This is a genomic window from Actinosynnema sp. CS-041913 (assembly GCF_050942485.1).
In the GTDB taxonomy this organism is placed as follows: Bacteria; Actinomycetota; Actinomycetes; order Mycobacteriales; family Pseudonocardiaceae; genus Actinosynnema.
The window spans coordinates 8,961,865-8,975,208 of record NZ_CP192037.1 but is presented as its reverse complement, the minus strand read 5'-3'; the positions used below and the strand labels follow the sequence as shown (position 1 = coordinate 8,975,208).

Below are 13,344 nucleotides of genomic sequence, written 5' to 3'. Positions count from 1 at the left end.
GAGGCGACCGAGGGAGGGCGAAGTGGACCGCGATCGCGAGTTCGGGGCGTTCGTAGACGCCCGTGCACGGGTTCTGCGACGGACCGCGTACCTGCTGTGCGGTGACTGGCACCGAGCCGAGGACCTGGTGCAGACGGCGCTCACCAAGCTGTACGTCGCGTGGCCCAGGGTGCGGCGGGACGGCGCGGTGGACGCGTACGCGCGCAAAGTGCTCGTGCGGGCTGCCATCGACGAGTCGCGACGCGGGTTCCGCCGGCGGGAGACGGTCGTGGAGACGTTGCCGGACACCCCTGTGTCGGGTGGCGCCCCCGCCGACTTCGACGTGCGGGACGCGTTGGCGGCGTTGCCTCCGGGACAGCGGACCGTCGTGGTCCTGCGGTACTGGGAGGACCTCAGCGTCACCGAGACCGCCCGCCTCCTCGGTCGGACCGAAGGCACCGTGAAGAGCCAGGCGGCGAAAGGCCTCGCCAGTCTCCGGCAGCTTCTGGGGCGCCACGTATTCGAGGAGCAGCCGTGACCGACATCAAGCAGACCCTGGAAAACGCGTTCGACGACGAGCCGCCGTTGAACCTCGACACGAACGTGATCATGCGGGCCGCCCGCCGCAAGGTGCAGATCCGCCGTTCGGCGAGCGCCGTCGCCGCGTTCGCCACCGTCGCGGCGGTGTGCGTGCCGGCCCTGGTCGGGTCCAGCGGGCAGGGCGGCGGCGTGCAGGTGGCTTCACCGCCGCTCTCCACCGTGGCCACCGTCCCGTCGTCCGGTTCGACACCGCCGGCGACCACACCGCCGTCCACCAGCCAGTCGAACGTGCGGCCGACCTTCGACGGGCCCGTCCCGACGGGGCCGATCACGGCCGAGCACGCCGCCGAACTGGACGGGTTGCTGGTGAAGGCCGGTGTGCCGCAGGCCTACCCGGCGGTGGGTGTGCCGGGCAACCCGAAGGGCGCGTGGGAGTTCGCCAGCACCAACTGGAGCGAGTACAAGGCGGACGCCGAACTGATCGGCCCGCCGCGCGGGACGGTGTCGATCAGGCTCGCCATCCAGCCGTTCGGCTGCGGTATCGGGAAGTGGGAGCACATCGAGTGCGAGGTCCGGCAGTTCGAGGGTAAGACGGTCATGGTCGTCGAATTCGACGACGGGACGACGCAAAAGCTCGGCGTGGGGATGAAGACCCCCGACGGCGGCCTGTTCATCGCCGAAGCCGCCAACACCGCGAGCGGCACCACCGGCGGGGCCGTGCCGCTGACGTACGAGCAGCTAGCAAAGATCGCGACACTGCCGGGGGTGACGTTCTAACCTTGACGGCGTGGCGGAGGACTTGATCGTGACGCGGACGCTGGTGGTGCCGGCGGCCGAGTTGAGCGAGCGGTTCTCCCGGTCCTCCGGCCCCGGCGGACAAGGCGTGAACACGGCGGACAGCCGGGTCGAACTCTCGTTCGACCTGGCTGCCTCGCCGTCCGTGCCGACGTGGTTGCGCGCCCGGATGCTCGGCCGACTGGAGAACCGCCTGGTCAACGGCGTGCTGACGGTCACCGCCAGCGAGCACCGGGCCCAGTTGCAGAACCGCCAGGCGGCCCGGGAGCGCATGGCCCGCCTCCTCCGCGACGCCGCCGCGGCCCCGCCTCCGGTCCGCCGGCCCACCAAGCCGACCAGGGGCTCGCAGGAACGCCGGATCGCCGGCAAGAAGCGCCGCGCGCAGACCAAGCAGGGCCGGCGGGGCGGCGGCTGGGACTAGCCGGTGGTCCACCGATGCGGTGGCCACGCGTGCCGTTGGCTGGGACTAGCCGAGCCACACGTACTGCCGTTCGGGCCGGCCGGCGCCGCCGTACTTCAGGCGCACCTCCGCCTTGCCGGTGGCCACGAAGTGCTCCAGGTACCGCCGCGCGGACACCCGTGACAACGCGGTCGCCTCCGCGCACTCGCTCGCCGACACCCCGCCCGGACGCTCCCGCAGCACCCGCTCGACCAGCCGCGCCGTCTGCGCGGTCAACCCCTTGGGCAGCACGGGAGAACTCCGGGGCCGCGCGCCGAAGACCTGGTCCACGTCCGCCTGGTCCACGTCCGCCCGCCCGGCCGACGCCAGCCGGCCCAGCCTCCGGTCCAGCGCCGCGAAGTGCGCCAACTGGTCCCGCAGAGCCGCGTACTCGAACGGCTTGATCAGGTAGTGCAGCACGCCACCGCGCATGGCGCCGCGCACGGTGTCCACGTCAGTCGCGGCGGTGATCACGATGACGTCCACCTCGTCCCGCACCGCACGCAGCTCGCGCAGCACCCCCAGCCCGTCCAGATCGGGCAGGTAGACGTCCAGCAGCACGAGGTCCGGCCGCAGCTCGCGGGCCAGCCGCAGCGCGTCCGCCCCGGTGTGCGCGACGCCGACCACCTCGAACCCGGGTGTCCGCGTCACGTATCCACTGTGGACTTTCGCGACCATGAAATCGTCGTCCACCACCAGGACCCTGATCACACCGCCACCTCCAAGGGCAGCCGGGCGGTGAAGACCGCGCCGTTCTCGTTGTGCACCTGCACGGAGCCGCCGCGGCGCAGGCAGGTCTGCCGGGTCAGGGCCAGGCCGAGGCCGCGCTGTCCCTGTTCGGCAGCCTTGGTGGTGAACCCGTGCCGGAACACCTCCTCGGCCAGTTCCGGCGCGACACCGGGGCCGGAATCCCTTACCACCACACGGACTTCGTCGGCGACCACGCGCACCGACACCTCGATCCAGCCCCGTTCGCCGGACGCGTCCAGCGCGTTGTCGACAAGGTTTCCCAGCACTGTGACGAGATCCGTGGACAGCACGTCGTCCACGTGGCCGAGCGCGCTGTCCGGGTCCATCCGCAGTCCGATGCCCCGTTCGGCGGCCAGACTGGACTTGGCGATCAGCAGCGCCGCCACCGCCGGGTCGGCGATCCGGGAGCCCACCTCGGTCCGCCACTGGCCCTGAGCCGTGTTGATGCGGTTGATGAAGCCGCGCACCTCGTCGTACTCGCCCAGCTCCACCAGACCGGCGATGGTGTGCAGGCGGTTGCGGAACTCGTGGGCCTGCGCGCGCAACGTGTCGGTGGCGTGGCGGTTCGCGTCCAGTTCGTCCTGGAGGGTCATCAGCTCCGTCCGGTCCCGGAGGGTCACCACGGCGCCGTGCACGTCCAGCGGCATGCGGTTGAGGGTGAGGACCCGGCCTTCGCCGAGCACGAGCTGGTCGGCTCCGGTGGCACGGCCGGTGAGCACGTCCCGCAGCCGTTCGTCCAGGTCCAGGTCTTCCACGGACCGGCCGACGGCGTCCGGCGGCAGCCTCAGCAGGGCGCGGGCGTGGTCGTTGGCGAGCGTGATCCGCTGCTGCGGGTCGAGTGCGACGACGCCCTCCTTGATGCCGTGCAGCAACGCTTCCCGGTACTCCACCAGCGCCGTGATCTCGTGCGGTTCCAAGCCGAGCGTCTGGTTCTTCACCCGCCGGGCCAACAGGAGCGACCCGGCCACGCCGATCACCAGCGCCACGCCCAGCAGCCGCAGCGCGTTGTCCGGCGAGTCCAGCACACCCTCCCAGAACCCGGACGCCCGCTGCCCCGCCGCCACCACGCCGAGCACTTCGCCCCGGTCGCCGATCACCGGGACGTGCGCCACGGTCGCGCCGGCCAGCTCACCCACCCACGAACGGCCTCGGGACGCGGTGCTGCCGCCCATCTCCAGCGGCTCGCCGATCTGACGCGGGTCCGGTGACGTGAGGATGACGCGGTCGGCCCGCGTGATGATCACGTAGCTCGCGCCGGACAGGCTCTGCGCGCTGGTCGCGAACGGGGCCAGCGCGTAGTGCCGCAGCGGGTCGGCGAGGGAGACCCGCACGCCGGCCGTGGCGGCGACGTCCTCGGCCACGGACAGCATCCGGCGTCCCTCGGTCGTGCGGAAATTCGCCCCCGCCTGGACGACGGACAGCACGCCCACCGCGCACAGCAGCGCCACGACCACTACCAGTTGCCACACGAGTAGCTGACGGGCCAGCGACCCACGTCCACCCATCGGCACCTCCGTGACCACAACGACCAAAAAAACCTCTAGGCGCGCAAGCGGGACTTCCCTGTCTACACGAGAGCAACATGTCCAACCACGCGGAAGAGAGGCGGGGGTCACAGTGTCGACACCGACGACCGACGGAGGGCGCACGCCGTCCGGGCGGCTCAAGGTCTGGCTGGCGGTGGCGTGCGCGCTGGCGGTCGTCGTCCTCGTGCCGCCGCTGCTCACGTCCGGTGTGGAGTCGTCGTCCACCCTGCGCAGCCTGCGCGTCCTCGTGCCGAACGCGCCCGGCGGCGGCTACGACGTGACCGCGCGGACCGCCGCCAAGGCGATGGAGGACGCGGAGCTGATCCGCAACGCGGAGGTGTTCAACCTGCCCGGCGCGGGCGGCACCGTCGGGTTGGGACGGACCGTCAACGAGCGCGGCAACGGCAAGCTGGTCATGTCCATGGGCCTCGGCGTGGTGGGCAGCGTCTACACGAACAAGTCGCCGTCGTCGCTGCTGGACACGACCCCGATCGCGAAGCTGATCGAGGAGCCGGACATCGTCGTGGTGGGCAAGGACTCGCCCTACCGGTCGCTGGACCAGCTCCTGACCGCCTGGAAGGCTGATCCCGGCGCGGTGCCGGTCGGCGGGGGCTCGTCGCCCGGCGGGCCGGACCACCTCGCGCCGATGCTGATCGCCAAGGCGGTGGGCCTGGAACCCCGGCAGGTGAACTACATCCCGTTCGACGGCGGCGGCGAGCTGCTGGCGTCCGTGCTGGGCGGGAAGGTCGCGTTCGGCGTGTCCGGCGTCGGCGAGTACCGCGACCAGATCGAGGCCGGGCAGCTCCGGGTGCTGGCGGTGACCAGCGCGACCCGGTTGTCCGGAGTGGACGCTCCCACCCTGCGCGAGGCGGGCGTGGACGTGGAGTTCAACAACTGGCGCGGCGTGGTGGCGCCGCCGGGCATCCCGGACGCCGACCGCGCCCGCCTGGTGGACCTCTTCACGGACCTGCACGGCACCCCGCAGTGGCGGGAAGCGTTGGCGCGCAACGGTTGGACCGACGCCTTCGCGCCCGGCGCGGAGTTCGGGTCCTTCCTGGCAGAGGAGAACGAGCGGGTGGCGACGGTGCTGAAGGACTTGGGGCTGGCATGACGACGGAACCGGAAGCCCGCGATCGCCGGGCGTGGTGGCGGGAGCACTCGGAACTCGGCGTCTGCGCCGTGCTGGTGGCGCTCGGTGTGCTGGTCCTGGTGGACGCGATCCGCATCCACACCGACTTCGCCCAGCGCGGTCCCATCGGTCCGAAAGCCGTGCCGATCGTGGTCGGCACGGCCCTCCTGGTGGTCGCGGCGCTGCTCGCCCGGGACGTCCTGCGCGGTGGCCGGGGTGCGGCGGAAGGCGGCGAGGACGTCGACCTGGACGCGCCCGCCGACTGGCGCACGGTCCTCCTGCTCTGCGGCGCGTTCCTGGCCAACGCCGCCCTGATCGGCGTGGCCGGCTTCCCGATCTCCGGCGCGATCCTGTTCTGGGGCGCGGCCTACGCGCTCGGCAGCCGGCACCTCGTGCGTGATCCGCTGCTCGCCGCCGGCCTGTCCGTCTTGACGTTCCTGGTGTTCAACAACCTGCTCGGCGTCCCGCTGCCCGGCGGTCCTCTGGTGGGGGTGCTCTGACGTGGACTCGTTCGGCAACCTCCTCGACGGGTTCGCCACCGCGCTGACGCCGACGCACCTCGCGCTGGCCGCGCTGGGCGTCCTGCTCGGCACGGCGATCGGCGTGCTGCCCGGCATCGGGCCCGCGATGGCGGTCGCGCTGCTGCTGCCGGTGACCTACGGACTGGAGCCGACCGGGGCGTTCATCATGTTCGCCGGCATCTACTACGGCGGCATGTTCGGCGGCTCGACCACGTCGATCCTGCTCAACACGCCGGGCGAGAGCGCGGCGGTGGTCGCGGCGATCGACGGCAACCCGATGGCCCGGAAGGGCCGCGGTGCGCAAGCGCTTGCGGCGGCTGCCATCGGGCACTTCGTCGGCGGCATCATCGGCACCGTGCTGCTCGTGCTGCTGGCTCCGACGGTTGCCGGGTACGCCGTCGACATCGGCGCGCCCGACTTCTTCGCGATCATGGTGCTGGCGTTCATCGCGGTGACGTCCGTGCTCGGCGCGTCGCGGGTGCGGGGCTTCGCGTCCCTGCTCATCGGCCTCGCCATCGGCCTGGTCGGGCTGGACGAGATGACCGGCCAGCAGCGGCTCACGTTCGGGTCGCTGCACCTGGCGGACGGCATCGACGTGGTCGTGGTGGCCGTGGCGCTGTTCGCGGTGGGCGAGGCGCTGTGGGTGGCGGCGCACCTGCGGCGCACGACGGGCCGGCCGATCCCGGTGGGACGGCCGTGGCTGCACCGTGCCGACCTGAAGCGGGCGTGGAAGCCTTGGCTGCGGGGACCGTTCATCGGGTTCCCGTTCGGCGCGGTGCCGGCCGGCGGTGCGGAGATCCCGACGTTCCTGTCGTACGTGGCGGAGAAGCGGCTGTCCAAGCACCGCGACGAGTTCGGCAAGGGCGCGATCGAGGGCGTGGCGGGCCCGGAGGCGACGGCGTCCGCGTCGGCGGCGGGCACCCTGGTGTCGATGCTGACCCTCGGCCTGCCGACGACGGCGGTGGCGGCGGTGATGCTGGCGGCGTTCCAGCAGTACGGCATCCAGCCCGGCCCGCTGCTGTTCCAGCGGGAGTCGGCGCTGGTGTGGGGCCTGATCGCGTCGCTGTTCATCGGGCTGTGCCTGCTGCTGGTGCTGAACCTGCCGCTGGCCCCGCTGTGGGCGAAGCTGCTGCGCATCCCCCGGCCGTACCTGTACGCGGGCATCCTGTTCTTCGCGAGCGTCGGCGCGTACGCGGTGAACGCCGACGTGTTCGACCTCCTGGTGATGTTCGTGATCGGCGTGCTGGGCTTCGCGATGCGCCGCTACGGCCTGCCGGTCCTGCCCGCGATCATCGGCGTGATCCTCGGGCCCGCGGCCGAGCAGCAGATGCGCAGGGCGTTGCAGTTGTCGGACGGCTCGCTCACCGGACTGGTCAACACGCCTTTCGCGGTGGCGGTGTACGCCGTCGTGGTCATCCTGCTGGCGTGGCCGCTGGTGCGCCGGGCCGTCCGGGCTGGTCGTCGAACAGCGCGGTGATCAGGTCGGCCAACCCCGCCTTGATCGTCGCGGCGGCCGAACCGCGGTGTGACACCAGGTTGGCGGCGAGCGGCCCGAGCAGGGCGTCGGCGGTGAACGCGGCGTCCAGCTCGGGCCGTGCCTGGTTGATCAGCATGGCCAGGTGCTGGTGGTACGCGTCGTAAGCGCCGCCGAAGCGGGCCAGCGGACCGGCGGTCTCCGCCATCAGCAGCAGGTCCAGTTGCGCGAGGGTCCGGTCGGTCAGGGCGTGCAGGAACGCGCGGATGCGGTCGGTGGCGGGCGCGCCGGGGCCCAAGGGCGGCGGGCCCGCCAGGAACGCCTGCTGGAATTCGCGTTCCGAGGCGTCGATGAGGGCGTGCGCCAAACCGGAACGGTCGCCGAAACGCCGGTAGAGCGTGCCGACGCCGACGCCCGAGGCCGCCGCGACCTCGGCCATGCCGAGCCCCTCGATCCCCCGCGTGGCCACGATGTCCGCCGCGGCGGCGAGGATCTTCGCCCGGTTCCGGGCGGCGTCGGCCCGCTCGTTCACCTGGCCAGCCTAAACCAGCCGTGGACAACCGGAACGTGTTCCGCCTAGAGTGATAAGCGGAACACGTTCCGGATATTGGGGGCATCACCATGGGTCAACTCGACGGCAAGACCGCGCTCGTCACCGGGGGCAGCCGGGGTATCGGCGCGGCTGTCGCCACCCGGCTCGCGCAGGAGGGTGCGAACGTCGTGATCACGTACGCCCAGGCCGCCGACCGCGCTCAGGCGGTGGTCGACAGGCTGGCCGTGGTCGGCGCGCGTGCGGCGTCGGACGGGCGTGCGGCGCCAGACGAGCGTTCGGTGGCAGACAGTGCGCTGGCAGACAGTGCGCTGGCAGACAGTGCGCTGGCAGACGGTGCGCTGGCAGACGATGCGCTGGCAGACAGGGCGGCGGCAGACGGTTCGACCGCAGTCGAAAGGCGGGCTGGGAAAGCGCTTTCCGTGCGGGCCGAGGCGTCCGACACGACGCAGCTCCGAGCCGCCGTGACGCGGACCGTGGACACGTTCGGCGGGCTCGACATCCTGGTCAACAACGCCGGCATCGCGCCGTTCGGTCCGTTCGAGGACGTCGCCGAGGAAGACGTCGACCACATCCTGGCCGTACACGCCCGCGCCGCGTTCGTGTTGGCCCAAGCCGCGTCGCCGCACCTGGGCGACGGCGGCCGGATCATCACCATCGGCAGCAGCCTGGCCGAACGCGTGCCGTACCCCGGCTGGGCGCTGTATGCCATGAGCAAGTCCGCGCTCATCGGCCTGACCAAGGGCCTGGCCCGCGACCTCGGCCCGCGCGGCATCACGGTCAACCTCGTCCACCCCGGCTCGACCGACACCGAGATGAACCCGGCCGACGGTCCCGACGCCGACGAGGAACGCCGGTACACCGCGCTGAACCGGTACTGCTCCCCGGAGGACGTCGCCGCGATGGTCGCGCACCTCGCGGGCGAGGGCGGGCGGAACATCACCGGGGCGTCGTTCCTGGTCGACGCCGGGACCGTGGCGTAGCCGTGCCGTGGCTGCTGCTGATCGGCGCCGCCCTGCTGGAAGTCGTGTGGGCGACCGCGCTCGAACGGTCCGAGGGCTTCACCCGGCGGTGGCCCACCGTCGTCGGCATCACGGCCGCCGTGGTCAGCTTCGTCATGTTGACCATGGCGGTCCGCGACCTGCCGCTGGGCACCGCCTATGCGGTGTGGGTCGGGCTCGGCGCGGTCGGCGTCGTGCTGGTGGGGATCTTCGCGCTGGGCGAGAGCGCGTCCCCGCTGCGGCTCGCGTGCCTGGCGTTGATCGTGGCCGGGGTCGTTGGCCTGAAGATCATCTGAGTGTCGATCGTCTGTCCTCAGCCTGGCGCAGTCATCTGAGTGCTGATCGTCTGGGTCCAACGCAACGCACTCGTCTGTGTGTCGATCGTCTGGCTCCAAACTGACCGCCGTTAATCCGAACGAGTGAAACGCCGGGGCTCTCGGGGAGATCCCGCCGGCACCGCGCACGTCCCTCCCGCAAAGGCCGAAACCTCCGGAAGGAAGTGCGCGATGAAGCGGGTCCTCCTCCTGCTCCTGGCGGCGTGCGCGATGGCGGTGGGCGTGGCGACGCCCGCCGCCGCCGTGCCCGCGCCGACCACACCCACCTCGCAGTGCCTGAACAACCAACCGCCCGCCGAGACCGTCACGCACTGGGTGCCGGGCTGGACCTGGGCGTGGCCGTCGCCGATCGAACTCCGCCCCGGTGACGTGCTCAGCGTCAGCGCGGTCGGCGAGGTCGGCACCGGCGGCTGGTCCGGCGTGCACGGCCCGGCGGGCAAGCCCGACCTCACGTGGGGCGGCAACTGGCCGGTGCAGGGCGGCCGGCAGTACGGCCTCTACGGCAAGCTCCGGTCGTCCGGCCAGCGGTTCTTCGTCGGCGACGCCACCGGCTGCCTCATCCCCGAACGGCTGCCGGTGCGCACCGTCGGCGAACGGATCGACTTCGGCATCAACGACGAGAACCCCGGCGACAACGTCGGCGGCTACACCGTCACCGTGAAGGTGTACCGGAACTTCGTCTCCGACGGCGGTTTCGAGGCCCAGCCGCACCGCGGCGTGTCCGCGCCGTGGGGCGTCGAAGGGCCGGACGTCAAGGGCGTCGACATCCGGCTCGGCTTCGCCAACACCGGCCAAAACAACGCGTTCATCCGCACCGGCAGCCGCAACTGGAACGCCGTCACCCAGCAGATCGCGCTGAAACCCCATACGGCGTACCGGATGCGGGTCTTCCTGCGCACCTCGGCCGCGTTCCCCACCGGCTACTTCGGGGTGCGCGGGGCGAGCCCGTGGCTGACCGAACGCCCGTTCGGCGTCATCAACCACTACGACGAGTTGAGCATCGACTTCAGGACCGGCGACAATCCGAACGTCACCGCGTTCCTCGGCTACCAAGCACCCGGCCACGACTCCTGGGTCCAGTTCGACGACTGGTCGATCGTCCGGCTCTGACCGATCCGGCCGGCGGGCCGCCCCAGGCCCGCCGGCTCCCGTAACGGTTCCCCCGCCACTGGAGATGGTGTTCATGATGGCCGACGAGGACTTACCCCTCCTGGACCGCCTCCGTGCCGGCGACAGCACCGCCCGGCACCAGCTCTTCCTGCGCTGCCAAGCGAAGATCCGCCCGTACTTCCACCACCGCACCGACCGCCACGAGGACGTGGACGACCTCGTCAGCGAAGTCGTGGTGCGGGCGCTGGAAGGCATCCGCAACGGGCTGGAGCCCAAGGAACTCGACGCCTGGCTCACCGGCATCGCGCACAACGTGCTCAAGGCCCACTACACCGAGAACGCCCGCCGCGGCGACCGCGAGGTGCCCGAAGACCTCGCGGAGCCGCCGTCGGAGATCGAGGACCTGATCGCGCGCGAGCAGGTGCTGGCCGTGCTCACCGATTCGCTCGACGGCGTGCCGCCGGGCCTGCGGCCGGTGATGGCCACGCACATCCGCCTCACCCTCCGCACCGACCACCTCGTGGTGGGCGGCGAGCTGGCCAAGGAACTGGGCGTCTCCCGCGGACAAGCCGACCGCCAGCTCGACCGCGCCCGCAAGGCGACCGGCAAGGCGATCGCCGCCTACGTCGTGACCCGGGTGGGACAACAGCACTGCGACTCGCTGGCCGCGTTGGCGGCCGGCCCGTTCGACCCCAAGCAGCCCGACATCGTGCTGGATCACGCCAAGACCTGCGAGGTCTGCGCGAAACGGCAGCAGGACGCCCACGACTACGCGCGCTGGGCGCTCGGTCCGGGTCTGCTGGGGCTGGCGGACGACGACGAGAACCGCCGCACGGCGCTGGCGTTCTTCAGCCGCGGCACCGATGTGGCCGCGCCGCGGGCCGGGTTGCTCGGCACGGTCGGCACCAAGGTCGCGAGCATCCCCGGCGTGGACGCGTTCACCCGGCTGGCGCAGGAGAACCCCGCGGTGGTGCGGGTGGCGGCGGGCGCGGTCGGTCTGGTGGCCGCCGCCGTGATCGCGGTCCTGGCCACCGAGAACGACCGCCCGGAAGGGTTGGCCCTGCCCCCGCCCCCGTCGCAGCTCACCGGGATACCGGGTGTGGTGGAGACGATCGTGCCCGAGACGACCACGACACCGGGCGGCGTCACGACGACCCCGACGCAGCCGCCACGTGGCGCGCAACCCATCGTCGTCACCGCGACCACTCCCCGACCGGTGTCGCAGACGCCCACGTCGCCACCCACCTCGCCGTCCTCCCCGACTCCGACGCCGACGTCGGAGACGCCGTTCTCGCCGCCGCCGACTTCGCCGTCGACCTCCACGCCCCCACCACGGCCCGCGAGATGGGCCTACGCCCGCGTGGAACCGGCGGAATCGCCGATCGGCGTCGAGACCGACCTGATCGCGACCTGGCAGTGGGGCACGCCGCAACCCGCCAAGGTGACCAGGGAGAGCACCGGCGTGTACCGGCTTCGCCTGCCGGGCCAGGCTTCTGCAACGGCGGTGGCGCACACGACCGTGACCTACGACCAGTCGGCGCAACCGATGGGCTGCGTGGTGCGGGACAACCGGACCGTCGGCGCGGACCAGATCGTCGTCGTGGCCTGTGCCAACGGCAGCACGCCGATCAACACGAGGTTCAACTTCCTGCTCGCCGAACCGGGCGACCGGGCAGCGGTGATCCCGCCGGACGCACCCGTGCGACGGCTCGGCCCGGGCCTGTACGAGGCCCGGATCAGCGGGTTCACCGGCAACGGGTACGTGCAGATCACCCCGTACGGCACGGATTTCGCGCGCTGCCAGTCCGGCGGCGTCACCGGCACGACGATCCGGGTCCGCTGCACCACGGACACGAAGTGGGCGGCCACGTACGTCGAAGGCGCGCCGCCGGCGGGCGAGATCGGCGCGTACGCCCAGACCACCGGCACCGTGCCGGACCTGCGGATCGACCCCACCCGGTCGTACAACAGCACGGGCGGCGCGTTCCGCCTGCACCGCTTGGGCCTGGGCCACTACCGGGTGCTGGCGAAGGGCGTCGGCACGTGGGGCGGCACGGTGCTGTCCGGCGCGACCGACACCGGCCACTGCCGCACATCCGGCTGGCACGCGTACCCCTACCCGGCCAACGAGATCTGGGTGGACGTCCAGTGCTTCGACGACGCGGGGCAGCGCGCCGACCTCCAGTTCGGCATCGCGGCCGTGCGCAAGCCGCTCGACCCCGGTGAACGGCTCGGCCCGCTCCAGCCCGCCGACCCCGGTCCGCACCGTCCCGGCTGGGGCTACGCCCAGGTCCACCAGTACGGCTACGCGCTGGACGTGCCCGTGCAGCTCCACCCGAACCACCAGTGGTCGACGTGGGGCGGCTACCTGCCGGGCAACGACCACTGGTGGGCGCGGAAGATGAGCCTGCTGCGCACCGACGTGGGCGAGTACACCGTGCGAATGCCGGGATTGGGCTCGCCACAAGCGATCGCGCACGTCACGGCGCACTCCCAGGCGGCAGACACCTGCGTCGTCCGGGAACAGCGGGTCGACGGCATCGACGGTTTGGTGGGCGTGAACTGCTTCGGCCCCAACGGACAGCCGAAGGACCTGACCTTCCACGTGTACCTCGGCGTGCCGGAATCCGGTGCGGTGACCTCGGATTCGGCGACCAGGCTCGGCACCGGTGAGTACGAGGTCGTCGTCCCCGGTGGCCAGGCGGGTTATGTGCAGGTGACTCCGCTCGGCCGCGAGTTCGCCCGGTGCCGGAGCGACGGCGGTCAGGCGGTGGCCGGCGAGGTCCGCGTCCGGGTCCACTGCGATCGGGACGCCCGGTGGCAGTTGAGCCACGTCCACGGCACCGGCCTGCACCAGGACGCCGTGCCCGCCGGGTACCTGACGGTCGACGGGACCGGGCGGATCGAGCGGTCGTACAGCGCCAACGGCGAGACGCCGGTCGTCACCCGCAGCACGACCGGCCGGTACGTCGTGAACTACTCGGCCTTGGGTAACCGGATCTTCTGGCCGGCGGATTCCGTGCAGGTGACCGCACTCGGCGAGGAACCGAGGACCTGCCGGGTGATCGCGCTCAACTCCTACACGACCCCCGGCCAGGTTCGCGGCGAGGTGTGGTGCCACGACCTCGCCGGAAGCCCGGCGGACGCCGACTTCGGCCTTGCCTACGTCCGACCACCGGACCGCTGATCCCCTGG

At 71.8% G+C, this 13,344-nt stretch carries 13 protein-coding genes; 10 read left to right on the top strand and 3 right to left on the bottom strand.

Annotated features, from left to right (window positions below):
- Positions 1–22: 22 nt before the first annotated feature.
- Genes ACQPZF_RS40645 through arfB form a run of 3 tightly spaced genes read left to right on the top strand, consistent with a single transcriptional unit; the run spans position 23 to position 1,735 of the window.
- Entirely contained in the window at positions 23–517 is a 495-nt protein-coding gene (locus tag ACQPZF_RS40645; protein ID WP_433266357.1) for a SigE family RNA polymerase sigma factor, read from the top strand.
- On the top strand, positions 514–1,296 hold the full coding sequence (locus ACQPZF_RS40640; RefSeq protein ID WP_433266355.1) for a hypothetical protein: 783 nt from the start codon (positions 514–516) through the stop codon (positions 1,294–1,296). The genes ACQPZF_RS40645 and ACQPZF_RS40640 overlap by 4 nt, the downstream gene beginning before the upstream one ends.
- A gap of 10 nt (positions 1,297–1,306) precedes the next feature.
- The gene (gene arfB / locus ACQPZF_RS40635) at positions 1,307–1,735 is read left to right on the top strand and encodes an alternative ribosome rescue aminoacyl-tRNA hydrolase ArfB (protein WP_433266353.1); all 429 of its coding nucleotides are present in this window, start codon (positions 1,307–1,309) and stop codon (positions 1,733–1,735) included.
- A gap of 45 nt (positions 1,736–1,780) precedes the next feature.
- Here arfB and ACQPZF_RS40630 read toward each other — a convergent pair whose 3' ends face one another.
- A complete protein-coding gene (locus tag ACQPZF_RS40630; protein WP_433266351.1) occupies positions 1,781–2,464 on the bottom strand; it encodes a response regulator in 684 nt (227 codons plus the stop codon).
- A complete protein-coding gene (locus tag ACQPZF_RS40625; RefSeq protein WP_433266349.1) occupies positions 2,461–4,008 on the bottom strand; it encodes a sensor histidine kinase in 1,548 nt (515 codons plus the stop codon). The genes ACQPZF_RS40630 and ACQPZF_RS40625 overlap by 4 nt, the downstream gene beginning before the upstream one ends.
- A 169-nt stretch (positions 4,009–4,177) precedes the next feature.
- On the opposite strand from ACQPZF_RS40625, the gene ACQPZF_RS40620 reads away from it, so the two are divergent.
- The 3 genes from ACQPZF_RS40620 to ACQPZF_RS40610 are packed head-to-tail and all read left to right on the top strand — an operon-like array spanning position 4,178 to position 7,156.
- On the top strand, positions 4,178–5,140 hold the full coding sequence (locus ACQPZF_RS40620; protein ID WP_433274944.1) for a Bug family tripartite tricarboxylate transporter substrate binding protein: 963 nt from the start codon (positions 4,178–4,180) through the stop codon (positions 5,138–5,140).
- Entirely contained in the window at positions 5,137–5,658 is a 522-nt protein-coding gene (locus ACQPZF_RS40615) for a tripartite tricarboxylate transporter TctB family protein (protein WP_433266347.1), read from the top strand. Before ACQPZF_RS40620 ends, ACQPZF_RS40615 begins: the two co-directional genes overlap by 4 nt.
- A 1-nt stretch (position 5,659) precedes the next feature.
- Positions 5,660–7,156, top strand: a complete 1,497-nt coding sequence (locus tag ACQPZF_RS40610; protein ID WP_433266345.1) for a tripartite tricarboxylate transporter permease — start codon at positions 5,660–5,662, stop codon at positions 7,154–7,156.
- On the opposite strand, the gene ACQPZF_RS40605 is transcribed toward ACQPZF_RS40610, so the two are convergent.
- Entirely contained in the window at positions 7,092–7,685 is a 594-nt protein-coding gene (locus ACQPZF_RS40605; protein ID WP_433266343.1) for a TetR/AcrR family transcriptional regulator, read from the bottom strand. The genes ACQPZF_RS40610 and ACQPZF_RS40605 overlap by 65 nt on opposite strands.
- A gap of 89 nt (positions 7,686–7,774) precedes the next feature.
- On the opposite strand from ACQPZF_RS40605, the gene ACQPZF_RS40600 reads away from it, so the two are divergent.
- From ACQPZF_RS40600 to ACQPZF_RS40585, 4 genes are all read left to right on the top strand, one after another.
- Entirely contained in the window at positions 7,775–8,686 is a 912-nt protein-coding gene (locus ACQPZF_RS40600; RefSeq protein WP_433266341.1) for an SDR family NAD(P)-dependent oxidoreductase, read from the top strand.
- A 2-nt stretch (positions 8,687–8,688) separates the two neighbouring features.
- Entirely contained in the window at positions 8,689–9,000 is a 312-nt protein-coding gene (locus tag ACQPZF_RS40595) for a DMT family transporter (RefSeq protein WP_433266339.1), read from the top strand.
- 210 nt (positions 9,001–9,210) lie between these two features.
- Complete coding sequence (locus tag ACQPZF_RS40590) at positions 9,211–10,149, top strand: hypothetical protein (protein WP_433266337.1); 939 nt, start codon at positions 9,211–9,213, stop codon at positions 10,147–10,149.
- Between the two features lie 76 nt (positions 10,150–10,225).
- Positions 10,226–13,336, top strand: coding sequence for an RNA polymerase sigma factor (locus ACQPZF_RS40585; protein ID WP_433266336.1), 3,111 nt, complete (start codon positions 10,226–10,228; stop codon positions 13,334–13,336).
- Positions 13,337–13,344 lie beyond the last annotated feature (8 nt).

Bases quoted from the DNA above. Each gene is read 5' to 3' on its own strand.
- ACQPZF_RS40585 (WP_433266336.1), top strand. From the start codon at position 10,226: ATGGCCGACGAGGACTTACCCCTCCTGGACCGCCTCCGTGCCGGCGAC.
- ACQPZF_RS40590 (WP_433266337.1), top strand. From the start codon at position 9,211: ATGAAGCGGGTCCTCCTCCTGCTCCTGGCGGCGTGCGCGATGGCGGTG.
- ACQPZF_RS40625 (WP_433266349.1), bottom strand. From the start codon at position 4,008: ATGGGTGGACGTGGGTCGCTGGCCCGTCAGCTACTCGTGTGGCAACTG.
- ACQPZF_RS40600 (WP_433266341.1), top strand. From the start codon at position 7,775: ATGGGTCAACTCGACGGCAAGACCGCGCTCGTCACCGGGGGCAGCCGG.
- ACQPZF_RS40615 (WP_433266347.1), top strand. From the start codon at position 5,137: ATGACGACGGAACCGGAAGCCCGCGATCGCCGGGCGTGGTGGCGGGAG.